The sequence below is a fragment of the Clostridium sp. genome (assembly GCF_032576335.1).
Classification (GTDB): Bacteria; Bacillota; Clostridia; order Oscillospirales; family Acutalibacteraceae; genus Faecalispora.
This window is the reverse complement of record NZ_JAWFXC010000007.1, coordinates 106,449-131,774: the sequence shown is the minus strand read 5'-3', so window position 1 is coordinate 131,774 and position 25,326 is coordinate 106,449. Positions and strand designations below refer to the sequence as shown.

The 25,326-nt window shown below is 45.7% G+C and carries 21 protein-coding genes and 1 CRISPR repeat array; of the genes, 12 read left to right on the top strand and 9 right to left on the bottom strand.

Annotated features, from left to right (window positions below):
- Positions 1–67: 67 nt before the first annotated feature.
- Both E7L17_RS10230 and E7L17_RS10225 read right to left on the bottom strand, forming a co-directional pair.
- Positions 68–1,456: an ABC transporter substrate-binding protein gene (locus tag E7L17_RS10230; RefSeq protein ID WP_316323142.1), complete on the bottom strand. Its 1,389-nt coding sequence runs from the start codon at positions 1,454–1,456 to the stop codon at positions 68–70.
- Between the two features lie 101 nt (positions 1,457–1,557).
- Positions 1,558–2,592, bottom strand: coding sequence for a LacI family DNA-binding transcriptional regulator (locus E7L17_RS10225; RefSeq protein WP_316323190.1), 1,035 nt, complete (start codon positions 2,590–2,592; stop codon positions 1,558–1,560).
- 486 nt (positions 2,593–3,078) lie between these two features.
- Between E7L17_RS10225 and E7L17_RS10220 the strand changes: the two genes are divergently transcribed.
- The 4 genes from E7L17_RS10220 (at position 3,079) to E7L17_RS10205 (ending at position 9,178) form a co-directional block, all read left to right on the top strand.
- Positions 3,079–5,508, top strand: coding sequence for a GH36-type glycosyl hydrolase domain-containing protein (locus E7L17_RS10220; RefSeq protein ID WP_316323141.1), 2,430 nt, complete (start codon positions 3,079–3,081; stop codon positions 5,506–5,508).
- A gap of 53 nt (positions 5,509–5,561) precedes the next feature.
- Positions 5,562–6,887 (top strand): glycoside hydrolase family 1 protein, encoded by a 1,326-nt coding sequence (locus E7L17_RS10215; RefSeq protein ID WP_316323140.1) that lies wholly within the window; start codon positions 5,562–5,564, stop codon positions 6,885–6,887.
- Between the two features lie 297 nt (positions 6,888–7,184).
- A complete protein-coding gene (locus E7L17_RS10210; RefSeq protein WP_316323139.1) occupies positions 7,185–8,150 on the top strand; it encodes a hypothetical protein in 966 nt (321 codons plus the stop codon).
- Between the two features lie 179 nt (positions 8,151–8,329).
- Positions 8,330–9,178: a transporter substrate-binding domain-containing protein gene (locus E7L17_RS10205; protein WP_316323138.1), complete on the top strand. Its 849-nt coding sequence runs from the start codon at positions 8,330–8,332 to the stop codon at positions 9,176–9,178.
- Positions 9,179–9,383: 205 nt separating this feature from the next.
- Here E7L17_RS10205 and E7L17_RS10200 read toward each other — a convergent pair whose 3' ends face one another.
- The 3 genes from E7L17_RS10200 to E7L17_RS10190 form a co-directional block, all read right to left on the bottom strand.
- Positions 9,384–10,337 (bottom strand): ComEC/Rec2 family competence protein, encoded by a 954-nt coding sequence (locus tag E7L17_RS10200; protein ID WP_316323137.1) that lies wholly within the window; start codon positions 10,335–10,337, stop codon positions 9,384–9,386.
- 109 nt (positions 10,338–10,446) lie between these two features.
- Positions 10,447–10,698, bottom strand: a complete 252-nt coding sequence (locus E7L17_RS10195) for a hypothetical protein (RefSeq protein ID WP_316323136.1) — start codon at positions 10,696–10,698, stop codon at positions 10,447–10,449.
- A gap of 83 nt (positions 10,699–10,781) precedes the next feature.
- On the bottom strand, positions 10,782–11,459 hold the full coding sequence (locus E7L17_RS10190; protein ID WP_316323135.1) for an ABC transporter ATP-binding protein: 678 nt from the start codon (positions 11,457–11,459) through the stop codon (positions 10,782–10,784).
- Between the two features lie 144 nt (positions 11,460–11,603).
- Between E7L17_RS10190 and E7L17_RS10185 the strand changes: the two genes are divergently transcribed.
- The 5 genes from E7L17_RS10185 to E7L17_RS10165 all read left to right on the top strand — a co-directional run bounded on the left by E7L17_RS10185 (position 11,604) and on the right by E7L17_RS10165 (position 18,187).
- On the top strand, positions 11,604–13,115 hold the full coding sequence (locus tag E7L17_RS10185; protein WP_316323134.1) for a phosphomannomutase/phosphoglucomutase: 1,512 nt from the start codon (positions 11,604–11,606) through the stop codon (positions 13,113–13,115).
- Between the two features lie 301 nt (positions 13,116–13,416).
- Entirely contained in the window at positions 13,417–13,866 is a 450-nt protein-coding gene (gene spoVAC / locus E7L17_RS10180) for a stage V sporulation protein AC (RefSeq protein ID WP_316323133.1), read from the top strand.
- 15 nt (positions 13,867–13,881) lie between these two features.
- Positions 13,882–14,892, top strand: coding sequence for a stage V sporulation protein AD (gene spoVAD / locus E7L17_RS10175; protein ID WP_316323132.1), 1,011 nt, complete (start codon positions 13,882–13,884; stop codon positions 14,890–14,892).
- Positions 14,893–15,139: 247 nt separating this feature from the next.
- The gene (locus tag E7L17_RS10170) at positions 15,140–17,266 is read left to right on the top strand and encodes a 5'-nucleotidase C-terminal domain-containing protein (protein WP_316323131.1); all 2,127 of its coding nucleotides are present in this window, start codon (positions 15,140–15,142) and stop codon (positions 17,264–17,266) included.
- Positions 17,267–17,866: 600 nt separating this feature from the next.
- Complete coding sequence (locus E7L17_RS10165) at positions 17,867–18,187, top strand: hypothetical protein (RefSeq protein ID WP_316323130.1); 321 nt, start codon at positions 17,867–17,869, stop codon at positions 18,185–18,187.
- Between the two features lie 82 nt (positions 18,188–18,269).
- Here the strand turns inward: E7L17_RS10165 and E7L17_RS10160 are convergent, their stop codons facing one another.
- Positions 18,270–18,482: a helix-turn-helix transcriptional regulator gene (locus E7L17_RS10160; protein WP_316323129.1), complete on the bottom strand. Its 213-nt coding sequence runs from the start codon at positions 18,480–18,482 to the stop codon at positions 18,270–18,272.
- A 783-nt stretch (positions 18,483–19,265) separates the two neighbouring features.
- Between E7L17_RS10160 and E7L17_RS10155 the strand changes: the two genes are divergently transcribed.
- Positions 19,266–19,592 carry a hypothetical protein gene (locus tag E7L17_RS10155; protein WP_316323128.1) on the top strand — a complete coding sequence of 109 codons (327 nt, stop codon included), beginning with the start codon at positions 19,266–19,268 and terminating at the stop codon, positions 19,590–19,592.
- Positions 19,593–19,643: 51 nt separating this feature from the next.
- Positions 19,644–20,009 (top strand): hypothetical protein, encoded by a 366-nt coding sequence (locus E7L17_RS10150; RefSeq protein WP_316323127.1) that lies wholly within the window; start codon positions 19,644–19,646, stop codon positions 20,007–20,009.
- Positions 20,010–20,049: 40 nt separating this feature from the next.
- A CRISPR array of direct repeats spans positions 20,050–20,414; the repeat unit is 33 nt; unit sequence ATTTCAATCCACGCCCCTCTCGCGAGGGGCGAC.
- Positions 20,415–20,588: 174 nt separating this feature from the next.
- Here E7L17_RS10150 and E7L17_RS10145 read toward each other — a convergent pair.
- The 3 genes from E7L17_RS10145 to serC all read right to left on the bottom strand — a co-directional run bounded on the left by E7L17_RS10145 (position 20,589) and on the right by serC (position 24,166).
- Positions 20,589–21,608 carry a homoserine dehydrogenase gene (locus E7L17_RS10145; RefSeq protein WP_316323126.1) on the bottom strand — a complete coding sequence of 340 codons (1,020 nt, stop codon included), beginning with the start codon at positions 21,606–21,608 and terminating at the stop codon, positions 20,589–20,591.
- A 180-nt stretch (positions 21,609–21,788) separates the two neighbouring features.
- On the bottom strand, positions 21,789–22,952 hold the full coding sequence (locus E7L17_RS10140; protein WP_316323125.1) for a 3-phosphoglycerate dehydrogenase family protein: 1,164 nt from the start codon (positions 22,950–22,952) through the stop codon (positions 21,789–21,791).
- Positions 22,953–23,080: 128 nt separating this feature from the next.
- The gene (gene serC, locus E7L17_RS10135) at positions 23,081–24,166 is read right to left on the bottom strand and encodes a 3-phosphoserine/phosphohydroxythreonine transaminase (protein ID WP_316323124.1); all 1,086 of its coding nucleotides are present in this window, start codon (positions 24,164–24,166) and stop codon (positions 23,081–23,083) included.
- A 332-nt stretch (positions 24,167–24,498) separates the two neighbouring features.
- Here serC and E7L17_RS10130 point away from each other — a divergent pair, with 332 nt between their 5' ends.
- Positions 24,499–25,257: a YdcF family protein gene (locus tag E7L17_RS10130; protein WP_316323123.1), complete on the top strand. Its 759-nt coding sequence runs from the start codon at positions 24,499–24,501 to the stop codon at positions 25,255–25,257.
- Positions 25,258–25,326 lie beyond the last annotated feature (69 nt).

Below are 25,326 nucleotides of genomic sequence, written 5' to 3'. Positions count from 1 at the left end.
GAGCGGAGCAGTGAACCGCTCCCTGAAAAGGGGCACCTGGCAAAAAAAGTGAAAGAGTGTGAGAAAATTAGGAGGCTCGTTTTAAGTTCGGGTATTTTTCTGTAATGGCTCGGTAGAAGTTATCCAAAGCCTGATCCTTTGATACGTTGCCGTCAAAGTAATCCTTAAATGCTTTCTGGAATTCTTCTGTCATGCCCTGGTCGTATTTGGAGAGGTTTTTCATGTTGATTTTGGGAGCCGCAGCGGCAAACAAAGCAATATGGTTCTGGCCGCCCAAGAAGGGAGATTTGTAATCGCTCTTTGCCAACTCGCCCATAGCGGTCTGGTTATTGGTAAAGTCCTCGGTATCCAGTGTAATCTGCTTCATGGTGGCCTGGTCGCAGGTTAAGGTCTTCATAACATCGCGCACTATGTCAATGTTATCGGTTCCCTTTGCTCCGCAAATCCAGCTGCCGCCCCAGTAGTAGTTTGCAGGGCCTTGGCATACTGCATAATCGCCGTAAATACCATTGCCTACTTCTGCCTTGCCGCCTTCCGCTACTGGTTTCGCCAAAGCGTTCTTGAGCAGTGTAAAGTTAATGCCCCATGTGGAGTAGAAGAAGCCAAACACCTTGCCGTTCGGGCCTTGGTCGGCCTGCCACTCGGGTGCCCACAAGGAAGTTTTATTGTTATAGCTCTTATCCGTAAATTCCTTTGTCTGGTCAACCCACTTCATCATAATGGGGTCAATGTGAATCGTATCTTTGTCGTCTACCCATTGTGAACTGATGTTGTTTGAGAAGGTACGATAGGAATCGTCATAGCCGGAGAGCATTTTGTAGCCCTTATCATGTGCTGTTTTTGCAGTTGCATTAAACTTATCCCAATCGCTCAGCGCAAGCTGAACCTTCTCGGGGTCATCTGTTCCGAGAACGGCTTTGGCGATGGAACGGCGGTACGCAAACAGACCGGGGGTTGCCTGCCAAGAAACAGCCTTGAGCTTGCCCTTGCTGTCTGTTGTAATGTCCTTGGTGTACTCAAACTGGTCTTTCATGTCGGCATCCGTCAGGCCAACATCCGCTTTCACGTCAAGCGTATAATCGGAATCCACATATTTGAGCGCGTAGTCTGCCTCAATGAGGAAAATGTCAATCTTATCAGCTGCAGAATCCTGCATCTTCAGGTCGGCATCCAGCTTGTTTTGGTAGGCGTTGTTTTCGCTTGGGGTAATTACCCACTCCACCTTGATGCCATCCGGCAGCTTGCCGGCGTCTTTATAGTACTTGTTGAAGCGCTCTTGGAACTCGGTGTTCCAACCATAAATGCGAAGGGTTTTAGCGGAATCTGTGCTTGCAGGTGCAGCCGACCCCGCCGGTGTTCCCGACGCAGCGGGCGTAGTGTTGCCGCCGCAGCCTGCCGCAGAAACCAGCATTAAAGATGCCAGTAGGGCGGCCGTAGCCTTTTGAATTTTCTTCATAATTAAGCTCCTCCTTAAAATAATGCGTTTTTTAACCTTTATGAAAAGGGAAACTGACACAATGAAAAGAGGGTATCGCCTTCCCTGCAACCGCCCGAATATTACTCTTCTATTTTTCGAACGGAACTGCCGGGAATAAGCTGCCCTGCCACCATTATCTGCTGCGGTATGGCAAGCTTTGGGCGCTCGATTGCCTCAACAAGGCGTGCTGCAGCTTCACGGCCGAGCACGCCGGTATCTTGCCGAAGGGTAGTAAGCCTAGGGCGAAGTACCTGAGAAAGATAAATGCCGTCGTAACCGGCAATGCTAATGTCTTCTGGAATATGTAACCCATGCTTTTCAATCTCGTTCATTCCGCCGATAAAGGAAAAATCATCGGGGTAGAGAATGCAGGTTGGTCTATTGGGCAAATCAAGCAGCTCACGCGTGGCAATCCCGCTCGATTTTGGGTCATGGTACAACGCATCTTTTACATATTCCTCTGGCACATCAATGGAATGCTCTGCACAGGTGCGGTAAAAGCTTGCGAGTCGTTTTCTGGTTACTGAGGTATCTTCACCGTGTATATAGGCAATTTTACGGTGGCCGCATTGGTATACATATTCCACTAAGTCGTGAATTCCCTGCACATTGTCTGACAAAATTGCGGTGCGGCCATTAAACACATGGTCAATGGTCACAATGGGAATTTCACTGTTTACCAGCTCAACCACCATTTCATCAGCAAAGTCCACACTGGCAATTACTACACCATCGCACCCGCGGTACTTACAGTGTTCATAATAACTCATGGAGGCCGAGCCAATGTTGCGGCTAATAAAGGTGATGTCGTACCCCAGACGCTCCGCTTCTACCTTAAAGCTTTCTAGCACGGATGAAAAGTACTCATGGGTTAAACCACTGCACGTTTTATCTACAAATAAAACTCCCAAATTATTGGTTCTTTTTGTTTTCAGGGAGCGTGCCGCAGCATTGGGTAAGTAACCCATCTCACGGGCTACGCTACGAATGTGTCTTCCGGTGCTCTCGCTAATGTCTTTGTGCCCATTCAGCGCTTTGCTGACTGTCGCGCGGGAAACACCACATTTTTCAGAAATATCCTTGATTGTGATCATAAATGGATCCCTCCGCCTCAGATTCTGGATTCATTATAAAGGATTTTCAGAACCAGGGCAAATGGCAACTTAATCGATTTCTGAATTCATATTACCACCCATTTAACATTTTTTCAATAGAATTTTAAAATTTATTTTATTATTTTTGTGATATAATGTAAACAATAATGGGTTGTATCTATTAAAAACCCCTTTAAATCTAACAAAACAGATGAAATGAATGGAAAAACACGAATACGGTTTCGAATCGGTTTCGTTATTATAAAATAGAAGTACGTCAAAAATTGTTGTAAAATGGAGATAATCAGCGCTTTTTTATTTTAGTATTGCTTTTTTAATCTTGTCGCCCTATAATAACAATATACTTAAACGATTTCGTAAATCCTACTCTCTTACCTCCTGTTACGTACAGAAATAATATTGCTGCGGTAAAAACACACAGCCAGATTAGAGTTTTTTGCAGCAATAAAGAGCAGTTTGAAAATGATGATACGAGGATGGAGCGCCATGAAATACGGATACTTTGACGACCGCGCCAGAGAATATGTAATACAGACTCCGGCTACTCCCCTACCGTGGATTAATTATTTGGGGAACGATGGCTTTTTCAGCCTAATCTCGAACACCGGCGGGGGATACAGCTTTTTTCAGGATGCCAAGCTGCGCCGCATCACCCGTTACCGCTACAACGAAGTACCCGCAGACATGGGCGGGCGGCGGTACTACATAAGGGACGGCGGCGATGTATGGAGCCCTGCTTTTCTACCGTGCAAAACCGATTTGGATGATTACAAATGCCGCCATGGCCTCGGTTACACCAAGCTGGAAGGGCGCAGGCATGGCTTACGCGCCGAGCTTACCTGTTTTGTACCGCTGGGGAAACCCTGCGAAGTGAATCTTCTTACAATAGAAAATAAGTCTAACGCCGAAAAATCCATTCAGCTTTACAGCGCTATGGAATGGTGCTTGTGGAACGCAGTGGATGACGCGCAGAATTTTCAGCGCAATTTGAGCATTGGTGAGGTTGAGATTGACGGCAGCGTGCTGTACCACAAAACCGAATACCGTGAGCGCAGAAACCACTATGCTTTTTATGGCGTAAATACTCCTATCAGTGGATTCGATACGGATCGCGACTCCTTCCTTGGCTGCTTTGGCACTTGGGAATCTCCCGCCGCAGTAAAAAACGGAACCAGCTTTAACAGCGTGGCCAGCGGCTGGTACCCCATGGCCTCCCACCGCATAGACCTTGTTTTGCAGCCTGGAGAATCTCGTGAGCTTGTTTTCGTTTTGGGCTACGTGGAACTACCGGCCGACGAGAAGTGGGAAGCACCCGGCATGATTCAAAAAGCACCTGCAAAACGTTTGATGGAAGAATTCGCACGCCCTGATCAGGTACAGAACGCTTTAAATGAACTCGCTGAATACTGGGAGTCTCTGTTAAGCCGCTTCCAGCTGGAAAGTGACAACGATAAACTGAACCGTATGGTAAACGTGTGGAACCAATACCAGTGCATGGTTACCTTTAATATGAGCCGCAGTGCCAGCTATTTTGAGAGTGGTACCGGCCGCGGCATGGGCTTTCGCGACAGCTGCCAGGATTTGCTCGGTTTTGTGCACCTGATTCCCGATCGGGCACGCCAGCGCATACTGGATATTGCCGCCATCCAATTTGAGGACGGAAGTACCTACCACCAATACCAGCCACTTACAAAGCGAGGCAACGCCGACGCAGGAACCGGATTTAACGACGACCCGCTATGGCTGATTGCATGTGTTACCGCCTACTTAAAAGAAACCGGAGACTCGAGCATATTAAATGAACCAGTTCCATTCAATAACAAAGAGGGCTCTGAGCAACCATTGTTTGAGCACTTAAGGAAGAGCATAGCCTACACGTGCAACAACCTTGGCCCTCACGGCCTGCCGCTGATTGGGCGCGCGGACTGGAACGACTGCCTGAACCTCAACTGCTTTTCCGAAGAGCCGGGCGAAAGCTTTCAGACCACCCAGAACTTTGACAGCAAAACAGCAGAAAGCGTGCTGATTGCCGCCATGTTTGTAAAATACGGGCGCGAGTATGCAGAAATCTGCCGCCGTTTCGGTGACCCGAAAGAACACAAATCAATAGAACAGCGCGTTCGCCAAATGGAAGCTGCCGTGTTGGAGTCTGGCTGGGACGGTGAATGGTTCCTGCGCGCTTACGACGCCGCTGGGCAAAAAGTAGGCAGTCACGAATGCAGCGAGGGCAAAATATACATTGAGCCACAGGGCTTCTGCGTGATGGCAGGAATCGGTGCCCGGCAGGGCCTTGCACCGCAGGCACTCAAAAGCGCCCGTGAGCTGCTGGGCAACCGCTACGGTGTGGAGCTTCTCACCCCTTGTTATACAAGCTACCACAAAGAGCTCGGTGAGATTACCAGCTACCCACCCGGTTACAAAGAGAATGGTGCAATCTTCTGCCACAACAACCCTTGGCTGAGCATCGCCCACACTGTACTGGAAGACGGCGAAAATGCGTTTGAATTGTACCGTAAAACAGCCCCCGCCTGGATAGAAGAATTTAGTGAAATACACCGCACAGAACCCTACGTTTACAGCCAGATGATTGCCGGGCGAAGCGCCAAGCGTTATGGTGAGGCCAAAAACAGTTGGCTAACTGGTACGGCAGCATGGGCATTTGTGAACATCAGTCAGGCGATTTTGGGAATTCACCCTGATTTTGACGGCTTGCGGATTCACCCCTGCCTCCCCAAAGAAATCACCAATTACCGGGTAACCCGGCGTTATCGCGGTACTGTGTATCACATTTTGGTACGGCAGGCAGAAGAAGGCGAGTTCCCCGGAGTAACCATGGACGGCCAGCCCATGAAGAGCGGCTTAATTCCTCACCGGGAGGGTCTTACGAACTGCTCCATTGAAGCCATTGTAAAATAACCGATATCTTGCTTTATTATAGCAAGTCCAGCTTTTGAATCAGTGAGGTGCCTATGGAATTTTCAAATGACTTTGTTTGGGGAGCCGCCAGCTCCTCTTACCAAACAGAAGGGAATCGAGAGGGTCGCGGCGACAGCATTTGGGATGAATTCTGCGAACGCCCCGGTGCGATTCGCAACGGTGAAACGGGAGAAACAGCGTGTGACGGTCTGCGGCACTATCGTGAGGATGTACACCATTTAAAACAGCTTGGCCTTACTGCGTACCGCTTCTCCATCTCTTGGCCGCGTATTTTCCCCGAAGGGCGCGGAGCGCCAAACCAAGAGGGACTCGCGTATTATGACCGCCTAATTGACCTTCTGCTCAAAGAGGGAATCGTTCCCCACGTAACACTCTACCATTGGGATCTCCCTCTTGCATTGGAACGAGAAGGTGGTTGGCGTAGCCGAGATACCGCACTGGCGTTCGCTGAGTATGCAGGCTTTATGGCACGGCATTTCTCCGGCAGGGTGCTGCATTATTGCACCTTAAACGAGCCACAATGCTTTATTGGGCTTGGGTACGGCACAGGAGAGCACGCACCGGGGGCAACTCTAAAAGGCAGTGGACTTTTTACCTGCGCGGCCAACGCCCTTTTGGCGCACGGTTTGGCCGTTCAAGCCATACGAAAAGCGAGCCCACACACGGTTCAAGTTGGCGCTGCCTCCACCGGCAAGCTATGCTATCCCATGCACAATACGGCTGAAAACCAGGCAGCTGCCGAAGCCGCCTCTTTTCAGGTAGATGAAAAAGAGTGGTGGTTCTCGCACACTTGGTTTTTGGATGCTATTTTACTTGGCTCTCTTCCACCTGAGCTGAAGGTCTTAACGGACTGCATCCCCAAGGATGATTGGGGGACCATTTGCCAGCCACTTGATTTTCTGGGAATCAATGTATATAACGGCATACAGGTAGATGAAAACGGAGAATATGTTGAGCGTATCACGGGGTACCCGCGCACCTCGCTCAAATGGCCTGTTACTCCACAGGTAATGCGCTATGGTCTTCGATGGCTGTACCAACGCTACCACCTACCAATGTATATTACGGAAAACGGGCAGGCATGTAACGACCGTATTTACCTCGACGGTAAAGTTCACGATTTAGACCGAATCGATTTTCTACACCGCTACCTGCTGGAACTACGGGATTGCTGTGCCGAGGGTGTACCCATTAAAGGGTACTTTCATTGGAGCCTAACTGATAACTTTGAATGGAATAACGGCTACGATGAACGGATGGGCCTTATCTTTCTCCATTACCCTACCCAACGGCGAATTCGAAAAGACTCCGCGGAGTGGTATGCCAGAATTGCACAATCCAACGGACGGCTATTATAGCGTGAGTCCCGCTTTCATTTGCTCTCCTAATCTTCATTCTATATAGGGACCCTTTAAGAACCAAGGGTCTCAGCAAAGCCCCCACGCACAACGCTCCTTGTGCGTGGGGCTTTTGCCTGCGTTTTTCACCCGAAGCTGTTTAAATCTTTTCTTACTATCGATAAGCTCACACTTATCAAAAATTAAGGGCTATTTCTCTTTGTGTTCATGAAATGGCGCTTGTATTTTTTTCTGATTTTGTGCTATGATAAACCCAATTCCCTTTTTAGAATGATAATGACCGGAGGCTACTGTACCATGGATATCATAAAGCACAAACGGAGTCGGCTTTTCTGTGCAGCCACAGCCGTTTTATTCAGTATGTCAGTTTTTTCATTAACTGCGTTTGCCACCAACGAGATTCCCTCACAGGGGCAGCCAATCACCAACGGAACCACCTCAGCACAGCACCAAACAATTGATGATGCGCCGCACCCGCCGGACGTTCCCAGCAGTGCCACCACACCCAGCAACAGCGGACAAGTTGACCCGGGTACTCCAAGCAGTGATGGAAACTCCCATCCCTCTTCTGCTCCAGAGGGACAAAACAGTAGCCATACGAACGGAAATTCTGAAATATCTTCCGAAAGCAGCCATACTGCTTCCAGCGAAACACAAGAGAGCCAGATTCCCGAAGAGCCGGAAGATAACCAAAGCTCTTCCAGGCACTCCAGCCAAGGACGCGTTTCCTCGAAACCTTCCGTTCCCGTAAAGCCCCCGGCTGGTGTAGCCTCTGCCAGACAAGACAGCCGCGCCCCTACCGACTTTACGAGCGATGATTTAAAGGGTCTTCTTTCTGGTGGTGAAAACAGCCTTGCCAGCACAGACGGATTTTTAAGAGAAGATACCCCCACCAATGCAACTACCTCCACCGGCGGCACTTCAAACCTGCTGCTTGGCGGCATTGCTTTGATTCTTGTCGGTGTAGCGGGTGTGGTTTATTTTGTTTACCGCCAATTTTTTATTGGCAAAAGACGTCCGACTCAAATGAGTACAACTGGGCCGATTCCTGCAATCCCCGCAACAAAGCCCTTACCTAAGAAGCCTACTCCTAAGCCGACTCCTTCTGGCACTTTGGAGCAGCAGTCACAAGGCACTCCGGAAGATACTTCTCACGGCCAATATACCGACATTAGCTCCGGCCGAACCAGTGGACCTGATTCCGACGGCTTCGACTGGGATCAGTTCTTCCGCAACAACCCTCCGGATGATTCGACAAAATAGTAGAAAATACTTCCAGTTGACGAGTGAAATTGTTTCTAATTCATGAACAATATGTAAATAGTTTTCAGATACGCTTTACCTTTGGGTCTTTTTTGGGTAAAATAATTACAAATATGTTACACTAATGAAGAAGTTTTAACTTTTTCTAAAAAAGACAAACCAAAGAGGAGTACCTGAATATGAAAAAAACACTTTCAGCCCTACTGCTGGTGTGTGCCATAGGATTTACCATGGGTGGCTGTTCCGGAGTCAGTTCGAGTTCCTCTTCCCCCACAGACCCTTCATGGAATGCAATACGTTCAAAAGACACATTGGTGGTAGGTGTGGAAGAAAACTTCCAGCCTCTGTCCTATACTGATAATGATGGAAATCTAACGGGTTTCTCCGTAGACAGTGCCCGTGAAGTTGCAAAAGAGCTGGGTGTTGCGGTTGAGTTTAAAACGCTTGCTCCCTCCAGCGCTCAGCAATCGCTCAACAATGGCGAGATTGACTGCTTCTGGAGCAGTTACAGCAAGCCTACACAGCAAAGTGACGTTTCTAACCTAACGTTTGGTTACATGAAGAGTAACCAAGTCGTGTTCGCCTTGGCCGATGGCCCGCTAAATAACCTAGCAGACCTGAAAGGCCAGCGGGTTGGCGTTAAGGATGGCTCCGGCGGTCAGCAGGCGGTAGAAGCCTCCACAGCCTTTAAAGGCTGCCTTGCACAGCTTGGAACGTATCCGGATTACGCACAGGCAAAAAGCTCACTGGACAGTAAAAAGATTAGTGCCGTAATTATGGACGAGGTGTCCGCTGAGTATTTCCTCAAGCAAGATCCGAAACAATATCGTATTTTAGGGCAAAATGATTCAGAGCCCGCCGAATCGCTTGAAACCGGAAATTATTCCGTTGCATTCCGCAAAAATGACGAAAGCCTGACCATAAAGGTACAAGAAGCACTCAATGAGCTTTCTGAAAACGGAACCATTTCAAAGCTTTCGAAAAAATGGTTTGGAACTGATTTATCTGCCGCTTCTTCTACTCTATAATTGGGACAAGCTTTACTCTTTACTAGATAACTTAAAAATGATTCGCCCCCTTGTGCTTTGCACAAGGGGGCATTTTATTTATTGAATTTTTCTCTTATAATTCAAGCCCTCATATCAAATCATCACAACTAACATCTTAGGCTAGACGATAAAATAAAAAAAGCCAGTGCCGATAATGGGCACTGGCTAGATATATACAAGCTTGTTAGGAGGCTGCTAGCAGGGGAAGACCAGTCTTTACGTTTATATCCGTACCGTTACTGGTAATTAAAATCGTGCCCTGCTCATCGGTTCGATAAACATTTACCTTTGCTGCATTTAGACGTTTCATTACCTCTTTATGAGGGTGGCCATAATCATTGTTCTTTCCACAAGAGATAATCGCGTACTTTGGCGCCACCGCTTTTAAAAAGTTAACAGAGGTGGAGCTGTTGCTACCGTGGTGGCCTACCTTTAACACATCACTGCTCAATTTGCTGCCGAACTCTTGCAGCATCTCTTTTTCACTTTCATTTTCCGCATCACCGGTAAATAAGAACGTTTTCTTCCCAAAGGTTAGCTTCGCAACAATGGAGTAATTGTTAAGGTCTTTGTAATTCTCACCAAGAGGAGCCAAAAACTCCAGTCGAGTATCACCTTGGTTCAACACCGTCATCCCCGCTTTGCTCTGCGTTAAACGCAAACCCTTTTTTTCTACGGAATCGAGCATATTTTCATAAACTCGGGTGGTGGGAACCTGGCTGTCTGCTACCTTTGGCAAATAAATTTTTCCTATGTCCATTTTTTTAATCACCTGAGCCATCCCGCCAATATGGTCAGCGTGCGGGTGAGTGGCAATTAAATAATCAATTTTGTGTACCCCGAGCTGCTCTAAATAATCAACAAGCTTATTTGAGCCTTCCGCCAGCCCGGCATCAATCAATATGTTTTCACCGCCTGGCAAGCGAATAAGTTCGCTATCCCCTTGGCCTACATCCAAATAGTAAATAGACACATTGCTCGTTTCTTTTACAAAGTCGCCAGACGGAACATCAAACCCAACGGCATAACGGTCTGGGTCAGATGAAAAAATCCACGTTGCTATTATTAATATAACTGACGCAAAAAGCGCCGGGGTCGATATCTTTTTTCGCCGTGTGATAGGAAACAATCCTTTCAATAAAAAAGCCGCCCATATCGAGCGGCTCTTGCTTTTTTAGGTGGCTCCAAATTTAGGAGAGCCAATACAGCATACAAAAGCCCTTTCCATTTTAAGGGCCGATACTGACTTACGGTTTTTGGAATAGATTGTAACGAAATAGCATGCTCTCATCCTCTGCGTTTTCGCATTCCAAAAACGCTTCCGCAATCTTGCCGCCTTCAATCAAATGGGTAAGACCCATCAATTGGGAAAGCTTACTGCGTAAATTCAGGCGGTCACCTTCTCGTGTCACCAAAAATACATTACCCTTGCATTGCTCTAAAACACGAATAAAGCCAGGCACATCTAAATCATGCAATTCTAAAATTGATTTTCCCATAGAAAATCCCCCGTTTCAAATAAGGGTTATCACTAAAATATCACTCATATTATAACAGTTTCCCCTTATTTGTCAACCAAACTTCAGGAACACATTTCTACTAATTTACCATCCTGTATTTGTATTTTCCGCTTTGCTTGCGCCGCAATTTTATCATCATGTGTGATTAATATCACCGTTCTCCCCTCACGGTTCAGGCTTTTTAATATCTCCATCACCTCTTGACCCGATTGTGAGTCTAAATTACCGGTGGGCTCATCCGCCAAAATAACCGGTGGACGTGCTGCAATCGCTCTTGCAATGGCTACACGCTGCTGCTGCCCACCGCTCATCTGCCCCGGCCGGTGGTAAAGCCGCTTTTCTAACCCTACACGTACCAATGCTTCTCGACTTAGGCTACGGCGCTCCGTTTTGCGCAGGCCGCGGTAAACAAGGGGAAGCTCCACATTCTCAAGCGCATCAAGTGTAGGGATGAGATTGAAGCCCTGGAATACAAAACCTATTTCGGTATTGCGAATACGAGACAATCGGTCTTCTGAAATTTTCGCTACATTCTCCCCATTTAAGTAATACTTCCCACACGTAGGTAAATCCAGGCACCCGAGCACATTCATAAGAGTTGATTTTCCACTGCCGGATGGCCCAACAATTGCAACAAACTCCCCCTGCTCTATTTTCAGGTTTAAATCGTCAAGGGCACGAATCTCTTCCTCCCCGTTCCAATAGCGTTTTTCAATCCCTTCAATACGAATGAGTTCCATTGTCATTCCTCCTTTATAATTCTACGAGTGAAATTATCTCCCCAAAACAAGATTTACTTTCCCGCTTCTTTCCTCTATAATAGAGTTACATTTTACCCATTCATTACGGCGCAACGGCGCCCACGATAAAAGGAGCAGGATTTTATGCTGACAAAAGAATGGAAGCAATTCAAAAGCGGCACCGACATACGCGGAGTTGCCAGTGAAGGCCCAGAGCAGGTAAACCTGACCGACGAAGTGATTGAACGCATTTCTTGCGGCTTTGCCTTGTGGCTTACGGAGAAAACCAATAAAGCTGCAGGGGAGCTTTCTGTGGCAATTGGCCACGATTCGCGCATCTCTGCACCCCGCATTCGTGCGGCGGTAACCCGCGCTCTTACCAGCTGCGGAATTCGTGTGTTTGACTGCGGCCTCGCTTCAACCCCCTCCATGTTCATGGCTACGTTAGACATCCCCTGCGACGGTGCAATTCAAATGACAGCCAGCCACCATCCATACAACCGAAATGGATTAAAGTTCTTTGTAAAAACAGGAGGTCTTGACGCTCCCGATATTGAAGCCCTGCTGCTCTATGCACAGGAAAACAAAGCCCCCGCAGCAGACAAGCCCGGCAGCGTGGAGCCGAGCGACCATATGAAGATTTACAGTGCTCACCTACGCAGCATCATTAAGAAGGGTGTACAAGCAGAGAACTACGAACGCCCGCTGGAAGGCTTCCACATAGTTGTGGACGCAGGCAACGGCGCAGGTGGCTTTTACGCTTACGATGTTCTTGAGCCGCTTGGAGCCGACATTAACGGCAGCCAATTCTTAGAGCCGGACGGCATGTTCCCGAACCATGTGCCGAACCCGGAAAACCAGCAGGCCATGGATTCAGTTTGTAGTGCAACCGTGCTTTCGGGTGCCGATTTAGGCGTTATATTTGATACGGATGTGGATCGTGGCGGCGCAGTGGACAGCCAAGGCATGGAAATTAACCGCAACCGTTTGGTGGCTCTGGCTTCTGCAATCGCTCTCAAGGGCAATGAAGGTGGTACCGTTGTTACCGACTCCATTACTTCTGACGGTCTCAAGCATTATATAGAAACCACTTTGGGTGGCACCCACCACCGTTTCAAACGCGGATATAAAAACGTAATCAATGAAGCCATACGCCTGAACAACGAAGGTGTTAATTGTCCTCTGGCAATTGAAACCTCCGGCCATGCAGCTATGCGCGAAAACTACTTTCTTGATGACGGCGCTTATCTGGTAACAAAGATTATCATTAAGCTTGCTGTCCTTCGTAAAGAGGGCAAAACGCTTGAAAGCCTATTGGAATCTTTAGCTGAGCCGAAAGAAGCAACGGAGATTCGCCTCCCAATCACCGAAGAAGCATTTCGTGAGTGCGGCGAAAAGATTCTGGCAGACTTAGAGCAATATGCAACCGAACAAGGCTGGCAAATTGCACCGGACAACCACGAGGGTCTGCGAGTCTCCTTCGGTAAAAACGAAGGCGAAGGTTGGTTTTTACTGCGCCTGAGCGTACACGACCCCATCATGCCTTTAAACATTGAAAGTGATGCCGAAGGTGGTGTGGAAATCATCCACCAAAAGCTTGTAAAATTTCTTACCACTTGCAAGGGTTTGAATCTTTCGGCACTGCTTGCAAAATGATTTCTAAACGATAATAAAAATATAAAATCCCGCGCTTGGTTAGCATGCCCGAGCGCGGGATTTTTTTGCATCTTCTTTTATGAAATTCAATGTTTTTTATTGAAAATGAAAGGATAGATAAAAATTGACCTTTCAATAAAATCTTATTTCAATTCTTTTATTAATTAGAAATAATAAACATTCCATATTGGGAGATAGGACACGCTTTCTTACTCTTACATTTGTCACACTGCTAATTTGCATATTCTGCCCCGCAAAGGAAAAGATAGATGCGATAAAGTTAAACAAAAGGGGATGAACTTTGTTGAAAAAAATAACAAAAGAAGAATATGCAAAAATGGCGGAAAAAGCATCGCCCCCTAGTCCTATATTTAGAAACTGCCTGATGGCTTTTTTAGTTGGCGGTGCCATTTGCACGTTTGGCCAGTTCCTCGTAAACTGGTTCCAAAATTCTGGCCTTGATTTAAAGGATGCACGTGCGGCGGAATCCATTACATTAATTTTTCTGACCGCACTGTTTACCGCTTTAAAAGTGTATGACAATCTGGCAAAACACGCGGGGGCAGGTACTCTTGTACCGATTACCGGTTTTGCAAACTCCATGGTTTCACCTGCAATGGAATTTAAACCAGAAGGCTACGTTTTGGGTATTGGAGCAAAGATGTTTGTAATTGCGGGGCCGGTATTGGTATATGGAATCACGGCCTCGGTAATATATGGCGTTATCATTTACCTATTTGGTTGGTACTGAGGGAGGATTTCACACATGGCAGAACGAATCGGACGCTACACCTTGCAGATGATTCAACGCCCCACCATTGAAGGGTACGCCTCCGTAGTGGGTAAAAAAGAAATGCAAGGGCCGTTAAGCAGTTTTTTTGACTTATCATTTGAAGATACCACCTTGGGTGAAAGCAGTTGGGAGAAGGCCGAAAGCCGCCTTCAAACAGAAGCGGTAAATCTAGCACTGAGAAAAGCTGGAGTAACTGCAAAAGACATGGATTACATTTTTGCTGGCGATTTAATAAACCAGTGTACGTCATCCACCTTTGGACTTCGCAGTTTGGATATTCCTTTTTTAGCGCAATTTGGCGCATGTTCCACAATGGCTCAAACACTGGCGATGGCATCTATTTTTGTTGAGACAGGCGCGGCTCGCAAAGCAGCAGCAGTTACCTCCTCTCATTTCTGCACTGCAGAGCGGCAATTCCGCTTGCCACTCGAATACGGCGGTCAGCGAACCCCTACCGCACAATGGACGGCAACGGCCTCCGGCTCTGTAATCGTTGGAACTAGTGGAAATGGTCCCTTTGTTTCTCATGTGACCATCGGACGCATTGTAGACCTTGGTATTAAAGACGCTGCCAACATGGGTGCCGCCATGGCACCGGCCGCGGCTCAAACGATATCAGACTTCTTGCAGGATACCGGCACTTTACCAAAAGATTACGATCTAATTTTAACGGGTGACCTCGCAGCAATTGGCACAAAGCTCCTGCGAGATATTATGGCAGATAATAATCTAGATATCACTGATGTACACAACGACTGCGGTTTAATGCTATATGACCGTGAAAAGCAGGACGTTCACGCGGGCGGCTCAGGTTGCGGTTGTTCCGCTTCGGTACTTTGTTCCGTTATTTTAAAGCGCCTGCAAAGCCGTGAGCTAAATAACGTGCTCTTTGTTGCCACAGGTGCTTTAACTTCCACTACCTCACAGCAGCAGGGTGAAAGTGTTCCCGGTGTTGCGCATTTGGTTCACTTAACCTCTACGTAAATAAAAACCAGATTAAAAAGCCACAGAAGCTTCTTTTTATAGAAGAACTGTGGCTTTTGTTTTATTTAACAATAGAATCAAAAACAATTTATTATATTTCAACATAATTTGATTGCTTATCAATGTAAAATATGGTAATATACAACTGTTAAAGAATCCCATTTATTTATTAAAATTGCAGGATTAACATAAGGAACTCATTTAGATGTAATGCCGATTAACGGCGAAAAATAAAAGGAGGTTCTATATGAAAAAGTTCTTTCCCAAAAAGCGCATGGCTCTCGCACTTGCGCTCACAATGCTTTTCTCATCCTTTGGCGGCACAGCGTTTGCGGCCGAAACCCCAAAAGAGGGAGATCAAGCGACTTTTCAGATTTTATTCACAAGCGACACTCATGGTTCTTTAACGAACTACAACTACGCTACTGGTAAATCCACAGTTGGCAGCTTTTCGCAGGTGGCTACCTTAATTCAAAAAGAAAAAGCCGCTTTTAACGGAAGAACCTTTTTAGTAGACAACGGAGATACCATTCAAGGGAATGGTACTGGATTCTTTATCAATAACGACAATTACAAGCCGTTTCCTCTTGTAAAGGCGATGCAGGATGTAGGGTACGAAATTATGGGCATGGGCAACCATGAATTCAACTTTGGTCAGGATGCTCTGAATAAAGCATACCAAGGCTTTACGGGAACCAAAATCTGCGGAAATGTATTAAAGCAAGACGGCTCCCTTATGGATGGCTATTCCGCATACAGCATTAAAACATTAGACAACGGCTTGCGGGTCGCCTTTATTGGCGCGGTTACTCCCAATATTGACCTTTGGGATACTTCTAATTTAAAAAAAGCGGGCTTACATACCATCAGCGCTTCTGACTCCATTCGCAAATCAATTGATGAGCTGAAACAGAATAACCTAGCCGATATATTCGTTGCCGTTACCCATATGGGCGATACAGGCGAATACGGCAGAGAGGGCTCCGGCGCAGTGGATGTGGCGAAAAAGAACCCCGAGCTTGCCGTTATTTTGGGTGCGCATTACCACACCATTGTAGGCACTGCCGATAAGCAGGTCGTGCTCTCAAACAATGTAAAATTCATTGAGAATAAGAATGCCGGCGGTTCCTTGGGTAAAGTACAAATTACTGCTACCTATGAAAAGGGACAGTGGGTTGTGAAAAACAAGACTGCTACCGATGCAAAAGCAGGCGTGAAAACAGATGTCATCGCTGTTACAAAGGATGTTCCTCTCAACGCAACGGTAGAAAACTCCATTAAAGCGGCAGACCAAGCAGCCAGGAATTATATTACACAAACGGTAATTGGTAAGCTGGTTGGCGGCCCCCTCGTTCCCGAGCCGAAAATTAAGGGTACTTATGAGGGCTATTTGGGTGATACCGCTCTCATTGACCTTATCAATAACGTAATGTTCTATTACACCAAGGCAGACATTGCCGGAACAGCTCCTTTGGATGCAAATTCGAACCACAACCCTGGTAACATCACCGTTGGCGGTGTCGTACAGATTTACAAATACGATAATAACACCCTATACAAGCTAGGAATGACCGGCGAACAGGTAAAGCAGTGGATGGAATGGAGCTACAGCTATTTTGGCTCTACGGTAAACGGTGTGTTCAACAACAATCAGCCTGCTGTTAACCTGAAAACGGATCTTACCATTCCTACCGGCACCATGCAGGGCTACAACCAAGACCAATTCTCCGGAATTAAGTACGAAGTAGACCTCACGAAGCCAGTTGGCCAACGAATTCGCATTCTTTCGATGGCCAACGGTGCTGCCTTCGACCCGAAAAAAGAATATGTGGTTGCTGCAAACAATTACCGCTCTACCACACAGCTTCTTGCCACCTCGTCTACCGGAGTATTTAAGCCGGGTCAAAAAACAGCAAGGCTGATTGCTTCCGACATTCAGGCGCCGAACGGCTCAACCAGTATGATGGATTTAATCATTGATTACATTGGCAAACAGCCGAACAAAACTATTTCAAATACCTGCGACGACAACTGGAAGTTTGTGAATTTGAACTGGGATAAAGCACTCCGTGCAAAAGCAATTGAGTACATCAATAGCGGTGACATTGTAACTGATTTTAAAGTTCCTGTTACAAAGGCACAGGTTCAGAAAATCATGGCACAAAAGGGCGATAAACTGCCAGATATTTCGACTCTTCCCGCTTCCACAGAAAACGGAACCTACACCGTAAAAGATGGCGATACCCTAAGCAAAATTGCAAAGAATTTGCTCAATGACCCCACACAGTGGAAGAAAATTTACGATTTGAATAAGGGTACGATAAAAGACCCTAACCGTATTTACATTGGCCAAAAGCTTGTCGTTCCGGAATAATTGAAGTCCACTTTACATTAAAACAACATTCAGGCCGATGAAGCTATCATCGGCCTGAACTATTAACTTAGTATATTTAGCCAGATGGCAGCTGCGGTTACGGCTTACTCTATATTTTTTGACATAAGAATGGAGGTGTCTCCTCGATGAGAAGGTATAAAATAGAGTCTTTGTTTTTATTTACCCTTTTTCTTTAGTAGATTTTTGATTTTATAATGTGGAAGGCGTACCTTCCTTGGAACCCCGCTCGCAGGTGGCTGGATTTTGGTATGGCTCTCTTTTTTGTAATCTATTTTATTCTTATTTTTATTTGGCTAGTGCGACTCAATCAAAAAAAGCCCAATTCAGAAGCGGAAGGCACAAAGAAAAATTTTCCGTTTTTTGTGAAGAAACCAATCTGCTACATTCTTCTTGTTCTTTTGTAAGCTTTTGGTATTGTAAACCGAATGATGAGCTTTTGAATCCGGTGGGTTTAACCTTAATCTTTAAACACAGGGAAAATGAATTGTTAAGCATAAATTATAAAGAGCTTATATCAAATTAAAAGTCTCTATAACCAATATAAATTTCTTTCCTTTGCTAAGTAGAAAGGAGTTACAAATGAAATACGAAAGAAAACATCCTTTGTTTTTAGTAGTTTTCTTAATGATTGTAGCAATATTAGATTATTGGAGCCGGTCTTACTTCCCACCCAATTTACCTCGTTGGTTTGATTTGGCTTTTACTGTTTTGTTCCTTAGCTGTTTCTTATATTTTTTATACAACTGGGTACAGCTGCGCAAATTTTATAAAACCGATGGAATTGATGTACCCGCCAAAACAAAAAAGAGAGACGCTATTTTTGAAATGGTTTATGCCATACTACCTTTGTGTGCAAGCATTGTTCGGTTTTCAGACTTTCTCGCAAAGTCAAACTTTTAAACAACCTGATACGTTAGTCTTATTTAAAAATAAGCACCGTGGAACATCTCTTAACAATTGAGAAATTCTACGATGCTTATTTTTATGGATAGGGCTTTCTTTCATCCGTTCTCCCAACCAAGTAATCTATGCTGGTGTGATAATACTGCGCAAGCTTTATGAGGATGGATAAGGGAATCTCTCTTTCACCACGTTCATATTTGGAATACAGCGATTGGTCACATAATAAGTATTCGGCTACTTGTTTTTGAGTAAGGTCGTTGTCTTCCCGTAAATCACGAATTTTACTTTTCATTTTCATCACCAAGCTTAGTATACAAAAGGACAAATCGTCCTATTGACATAATGGACTAATTGTCCTAAAATATACTTGAGGTGATTGTATTGGCAGATTATAAAAAAATGTATTTTACACTTTTCCATACAATAACGGATATTATGGAGCAACTAAAATATGTGCAATTAGAGACGGAACAACTCTATCTTACAAGTTCAGAAAACCACCTAAAATTACTGCATACAAATTATTCGTCTAACGAGAAAACAGATTCTCCCTAAATTTATTCTCATAGTAAAAGGCTGATATATGTCAGTCTTTTACTATTCTTAGGCAACACGTTACATTACCATTCATTGACAATTTATATATGCAATGGTATGTTATTATTAACAATATTCTGAAATGAAAGCGTATTTACCATGAAATATCGGTCTTCTTTATATACTCGTATCACTTGTGCAATTCTATTCATTCTGATAATAATTCGAAACCGAATTGAAATAACTTATGCAAGCGGAGAGGTTCTTCCCGCCTGGCTTGAATACTCTGACGTTGCTATTTTTTTCACTTTAATGATTATTTTATTTATTGACTGGAACAGAATGCGGCTTTTTCACCACAATCCAAAGGATGAGGAGGCAAAAAAAGACTACCGCAAACAAACGATTATCAATTGGATTGCGCTCGTTCTTTTTGTCATTTATATAATCGGTAAGCTGATACGAGTATTATCTTTTTAATAGGATTTTCTGCAATAACGATATTAAAAATCAGGAATAATCAGCATGGAGGTGTGCTTTGAAATACGTTGGAAAACATAGTTCATTTATGCGGTTTGCACCGCTCATCTATTTGATTACGTTTATCTCCATTAACATGGTTCAAAAACAGGTTGCAGCAGATGACCCTGCACAGCGTTGGTTCTCTCTAGCGTACCTCGTTTTATTTGCTGTGCTCCTTCTTTTCTTAACTTACGATTGGAATGAAATGCGCCGCTTTCATAAAAACAAGGGCAGCTCTGCTGAGCCAAGCGTACGCCGTAAGCAAATGATAACCTATTTCTTTGCTTTTGTTTTAGGGGCAATTGCCGTGATAATAAATCTGATTTCTTTTCTAAAGTACTAGATTCTTTTTGCTTTTACATAGTTTTATTTCTACCGTAAAGGGGCTGTCACTTTGAATGAAAAACAACTGCGAACACCGGAAAAACAAGAGGACTCCAATCTTTTTCTTAAAGCACTTGGGTATTCCGTTGTTCTCCTTGGCGTTTTAAAAGAATATGTTTTTCCACAAGAGCTTGCTGCGCATTGGTTTCACCTGCTATTTGCTATCGCTTTTTTCTTAACCATGTGCGGCCTTGTGTATAGCATCGCACAAAAGCTGCACCGGCACCGAGAAAAAGAAGTTGAGCCTATGCGGGAAATCCGGCAAGAACCGTTGCCAAAGTTCGATTGGGACATTGCAGGAACTGCATTCTCCGCAGTTTTTTCTTTTATTCTAGCAGCAACATCCTTACTAAAGTTCTTACAATTAAGTTTTTGATAGAAAGAAAGGCTGCCGCAAACTGCGGCAGCCTTTCTTGATTGGAATCCACGCCCCTCTCGCGAGGGGCGACATTCATTTTAAATTAAAAGTCAACACTTCAAATTATTTCAATCCACGCCCCTCTCGCGAGGGGCGACGTTAAACGAATGCAAAAAGAACTAGGCATAAAATTTCAATCCACGCCCCTCTCGCGAGGGGCGACATCGTAAAATTTGTTTTCAATCGTTTCCGATGCAATTTCAATCCACGCCCCTCTCGCGAGGGGCGACTTTTACCATCCACCATTAAAAATTGAAAGGACTATTTCAATCCACGCCCCTCTCGCGAGGGGCGACGCCTAAAACAGCCGTGGAACGGTCGCTGTTGGATATTTCAATCCACGCCCCTCTCGCGAGGGGCGACTGCAAAACAAACAAATCCATATTCTTTTTTGGCAGTTTGTTTTGCTCTTCTAAATAATAATATCGCAAAGTAATTCGATTTGCAAACTAGAACTTGGTCTATACCCTAGAATTTTGTGTGCGAATACTCCAGACTTTTTATGGTAGCTTGCAATTCGCACGAAAAGTCTATCGGCTAACAGCTGTAAATCGATACAATGTCCCTCAGAATAGAAGCAGCGGCAGCCGTAGTGCCAGATGCCCCGCCAATCAGCGTAAGATCCCCCAGCGTATCGGACTCATATTTGACCGCCTTATTTTTACCGTCTACTCGGTAAAAGGGGTGCTCTTCGCTCAGCTTTTCGGGTGTGACCACCAATTGGATCGTCTCCCCCTCTCGCTTTGCCCGGCCAATCAGCTTGTACCGCTTTCCCTCTGCTTTTGCTGCTTGAATGTCTTGCGGGGTGAGGCTGGCAATCCCTTGTATTTTAATATCGGCAAGGGCTTTATTCTCGTTCATCACCACATTGGTCAAAATCAGCAGCTTAAAGGCGGTGTCCCAGCCGTCTACATCAAAGCTTGGGTTTGCCTCTGCAATTCCGGATGCCTTTGCCTTTTCCAAGGCAGTTTCATAGGTGCAGCCGGTTTCTTCCATCTCATTTAAAATGTAGTTTGTGGTGCCGTTTAGCACGCCCTCAATGGAGTAAACCTCTGACCCCGCCATATCGATGGTTCCTCCATTCACGGAGGGCAGTGCTCCACCGCAGGTGCAGCCAATGCCGAGCTTTACGCCATTCTCTTTTGCTGCCCGACTCAGTTCCCGGTAACTATGTACAATGGGGCCTTTATTCCCCGTCACCACATGGATATTATTTTGCAGTGCTTTTAAAATATAGCTTTTTGCAGGCTCACCGGTTTCTTTATTTGTGCTAGTCAGCTCCACCAGCAAATCGATGTCCTTATTTTTCAGCAGAAGCTCCGGCGTAACACTACGGTTCTCTTCCGTATCTTCCATTTCTATGCTAGTTCCATCTTTTGAGGCCGCCAGCAAGCGAGCACAATCAATACCCTCAGGATGATAAAGCCCCCGTTTTGAGCCTATGATGTATATCACATCAAACGAAAGTCCCTGTGCCCTTAGCGCAGCCTCTTTCTCTACGATTAGCCGAATAAAGGCTTTGCCAACTCCGCCGTATCCAATTAAACCTATTCTCATATTTTCCCCTCCATTTTATACAATGATGGAGCATCCCCATCATTTTTAAAAAAAGAACTGCTTTTTCGGTTTTATCTTGTCACTGGGTTCCAGCGGCCACCAAAAAAGCAGTTCCATCATTTCTATAAAACGCAGCACCTTACACGCTTGCTAGCGGTATGTGCCTTACAGCGAATGTATTCAGCGAATCACACGCAGGCGGATGATTTCTTCCATTTGTCTCATCGGCTCCAGTGCAGCATCGTCAACATCGCCGGTTACATCCAAAATCGTATAAGCAAAATCGCCTCTCGATTTGCTCTGCATATCTTCAATGTTGATGCCTGCGTTTGCCATCACGCCGGAGAAACGGCTGATGGTGTTACGCACATTGCGGTGGAACACGCAAATGCGAACTGCATGGGCACGGGGCATTGAAATGGAGGGCATATTTACCGAGTTGCGGATATTGCCGTTCTCGAGGAAATCCTTGAGTTCATCAACTGCCATACGAGCGCAATTGTCTTCCGATTCCGGAGTAGAAGCACCCAAGTGGGGGATAGCCAGCACATTTTCCACACCAATCAACTCATCGGACGGAAAATCGGTCGCATAAGCGGCAACTTTGCCGGACTTCAGACCATCCAAAACAGAAGCAGTATCCACCAGCTCACCGCGCGCAAAGTTTAAAATGCGAACGTCGTCCTTCATCTTGGCAATGGATTCCGCATTGACCAAACCTTTGGTATCCGGTGTAAGGGGAACGTGAACGGTGAGATAATCGCAATTCGCAAAAATCTCATCGAGAGTTCTGGCGTGGTGAACCCAACGGGAAAGCCCCCAAGCTGCATCAACAGAAAGGTAGGGGTCGTAGCCGTATACTTCCATTCCGAGACTTCTTGCGGCGTTAGCCACCAATATGCCGATTGCGCCAAGGCCGATTACGCCAAGGCTCTTGCCCTTAATTTCGGGGCCGGCAAACTGGCTCTTGCCCTTTTCCACCAGCTTGCTCACTTCACTGCCTTTGCCCTTGAGGGTTTTTGTCCATTCCAATGCAGGGGCTATTTTACGGGATGTAAGGAACAGTGCCGCAATTGCCATCTCTTTTACGGCATTGGCGTTCGCACCGGGGGTGTTAAACACCACAATTCCTTTTTCACTGCACTTGTCTACCGGAATATTGTTCACGCCTGCGCCCGCTCTGGCAACAGCCAACAGTTCTTGGGGCAGCTCCATGTCGTGCATAGCGGCGGAGCGAACAAGAATGCCCTGCGGGTTTTCTACGTTACTTCCGCACTCATAGTTCTGCCCAAGGCGGGAAAGACCCTCTTCTGCGATATTATTTAAAGTTTTTACACGATACATTTTAATAAACCCTCTGTTCTTTCTTCATATTGGTTTCATCCCTGTTTACTGGTATTAATAGCCTCCCCTCCCAAAGGAAGAGGAGGCATTATTGTTACAATGACCGTTTTTCAGGAACGAGAAAGGATTCAGGCATTGTTCTTTTCAAATTCCGCCATGAACTCCACAAGCTTTTCTACACCCTCAATGGGCATTGCATTGTAAATGGAAGCACGCATGCCACCTACGGAACGGTGACCTTTCAGGTTTACAAAGCCTGCTGCTTCCGCTTCCTTTACAAATTTCTTATCCAACTCGTCGCTTCCGGTTACAAACGGAACATTCATCAATGAGCGGTCCTCTTTCACTACTGTGCCGCGGAACATTTTGGATTGGTCCAGGAAACCATACAAAATACCGGCTTTCTTCTCATTATGAGCCTTCATGCCCTCCAAAGAACCGAACTCACTCTTAATCCACTCCAGCACCAAGCCGCAAATATAAATCGCGTAGCAAGGCGGTGTGTTGAACAAAGAGTCATTATCCGCATGAATCTTATAATTGAACATGGTAGGAGTAAACTCCTTGGCATGGCCAATCAAATCTTCACGAACAATTACCATCGTAAGGCCGGCAGGAGCAACGTTCTTTTGTGCACCGGCTAACAGCAGGCCAAATTTTGAAACATCGATCGGCTCACTGAGAATGCAGGAAGAAATATCTGCTACCAGCGGCACGTTGCCGGTATCCGGCAGTTCGGTATAACGAGTACCATAAATGGTGTTGTTCATGCAAATGTAAAAATAGTCTGCATCCGGCGTAAAGGTTTTGGGGTCAAGCTTTGGAATATAGCTGAAAGTTTTATCTTTGGAAGAGGCCACAATGCGTGCCTCGCCATAGCGGGAGGCTTCTTCCTGTGCTTTTGCAGCCCATTGGCCGGTAACCACAAAATCTGCCTTGCCGCTGTTTACCATCAGGTTAAGGGGAACCATTGCAAATTGTGACCAGCCGCCGCCCTGCAAAAACAATACTTTATAGTTCTCTGGAATGTTCATCAGCTCGCGAAGATTACATTCCGCGGACTTAATGATTCCTTCAAAGATTTTAGATCGATGGGACATCTCCATAACAGACTGGCCGCTGCCCTGATAATCTAACATTTCATCTGCCGCACGGCGTAAAACCGCTTCCGGCAGGACGGAAGGACCCGCAGAAAAGTTATAAACGCGTTTCATAAATGAACCTCCAATTGGTTTATATAATAGTTTATTTATTATAGACCTTTCCAAAAATCAAGTCAATTGTTTCAAATTAAAATCAGGTGCCATATTGCCCGTATTTTACAGTAGAATATAGGCTTTTTCTGGCATAAGTACCCGTTTGTTTTTTCTTCTCCACTCACTAAACTTTTCATTTTTTGCTTTGTTTGGTATACTTTAAATCATATTTAGGGGTTTGCTATTCCGTTAGAGAAATATGCAAGATTTTTTATCACTGATTTCACCGCGTAATTTCACATATTATTTCGCTGCCTTGTGAAATCGTCCGTTAAAAGGAGAGCTTTTATATGAAAAGGCTTATATTGCTCTTTCCCGCCGCTGGGCTCCTTTGGTACCTTTGGCCTGTGAGTGTTGGTATTTGGAACATTGGGAATATGCTGGGAACTGCGCTATGCCTCTTTCTCCTTTTGTGGGGTACACTTGCACCGAAGTTAAGGCGCAAAGCCGAAGCTACAGGGCACTCAAAGGCTTACCGCACTGGAACACGATTTTGTGCGGGGCTTCTCACTGCCGGTTTTATATGGGCGGGCATTTTAACCGTACAAATGTATACGGCCGCAAAACAAACTCCCCCAAGCAACACCACAGCGATTGTGCTTGGCAGCCAGGTTCGCGGAGATGAGCCAAGCCTTGATTTGTGGGCGAGAATTGGTGCGGCAGAGAAATACCTGAAAGAAAACCCCAAAGCACTTTGCATTGCCAGCGGTGGTCAAGGTAAGGGAGAAAACCGCAGTGAAGCCGTTGTAATACGGGAAAAGCTGATAGAACGGGGTATTTCAGCCGAACGCATTTTGTTGGAAAGCCGCTCCAAAAGCACGGAAGAAAACCTGCGCTATTCCGCAGAGCTTTTAAAAGAACATGGCCTTTCTTCTCATGTAGCGATTGTAACCGATGAATACCACCAACTGCGTGCCTCTTGGCTGGCGAAACAAAAAGGCCTCACACCCTATGCGGTGAGCGCCAATAGTCCCCGCATTATTCTGTCCGCCATGTACACAAGAGAGCTTCTCGCACTCACCGCTACAATGTTCATAGGTGAAAAATAGTTGGCACAATGGCAAAGAAGTTTGTGCAATCCAGTCGCTTTTTCAGAACAGTTGCGTGGTTTACGCGTA

Coding starts and splice junctions, on each gene's coding strand:
- E7L17_RS10230 (WP_316323142.1), bottom strand. CDS start 1,456: ATGAAGAAAATTCAAAAGGCTACGGCCGCCCTACTGGCATCTTTAATG.
- E7L17_RS10220 (WP_316323141.1), top strand. CDS start 3,079: ATGAAATACGGATACTTTGACGACCGCGCCAGAGAATATGTAATACAG.
- E7L17_RS10215 (WP_316323140.1), top strand. CDS start 5,562: ATGGAATTTTCAAATGACTTTGTTTGGGGAGCCGCCAGCTCCTCTTAC.
- E7L17_RS10210 (WP_316323139.1), top strand. CDS start 7,185: ATGGATATCATAAAGCACAAACGGAGTCGGCTTTTCTGTGCAGCCACA.
- E7L17_RS10205 (WP_316323138.1), top strand. CDS start 8,330: ATGAAAAAAACACTTTCAGCCCTACTGCTGGTGTGTGCCATAGGATTT.
- E7L17_RS10195 (WP_316323136.1), bottom strand. CDS start 10,698: ATGGGAAAATCAATTTTAGAATTGCATGATTTAGATGTGCCTGGCTTT.
- E7L17_RS10190 (WP_316323135.1), bottom strand. CDS start 11,459: ATGGAACTCATTCGTATTGAAGGGATTGAAAAACGCTATTGGAACGGG.
- E7L17_RS10185 (WP_316323134.1), top strand. CDS start 11,604: ATGCTGACAAAAGAATGGAAGCAATTCAAAAGCGGCACCGACATACGC.
- spoVAD (WP_316323132.1), top strand. CDS start 13,882: ATGGCAGAACGAATCGGACGCTACACCTTGCAGATGATTCAACGCCCC.
- E7L17_RS10170 (WP_316323131.1), top strand. CDS start 15,140: ATGAAAAAGTTCTTTCCCAAAAAGCGCATGGCTCTCGCACTTGCGCTC.
- E7L17_RS10165 (WP_316323130.1), top strand. CDS start 17,867: ATGAAATACGAAAGAAAACATCCTTTGTTTTTAGTAGTTTTCTTAATG.
- E7L17_RS10160 (WP_316323129.1), bottom strand. CDS start 18,482: ATGAAAAGTAAAATTCGTGATTTACGGGAAGACAACGACCTTACTCAA.
- E7L17_RS10145 (WP_316323126.1), bottom strand. CDS start 21,608: ATGAGAATAGGTTTAATTGGATACGGCGGAGTTGGCAAAGCCTTTATT.
- E7L17_RS10140 (WP_316323125.1), bottom strand. CDS start 22,952: ATGTATCGTGTAAAAACTTTAAATAATATCGCAGAAGAGGGTCTTTCC.
- serC (WP_316323124.1), bottom strand. CDS start 24,166: ATGAAACGCGTTTATAACTTTTCTGCGGGTCCTTCCGTCCTGCCGGAA.
- E7L17_RS10130 (WP_316323123.1), top strand. CDS start 24,499: ATGAAAAGGCTTATATTGCTCTTTCCCGCCGCTGGGCTCCTTTGGTAC.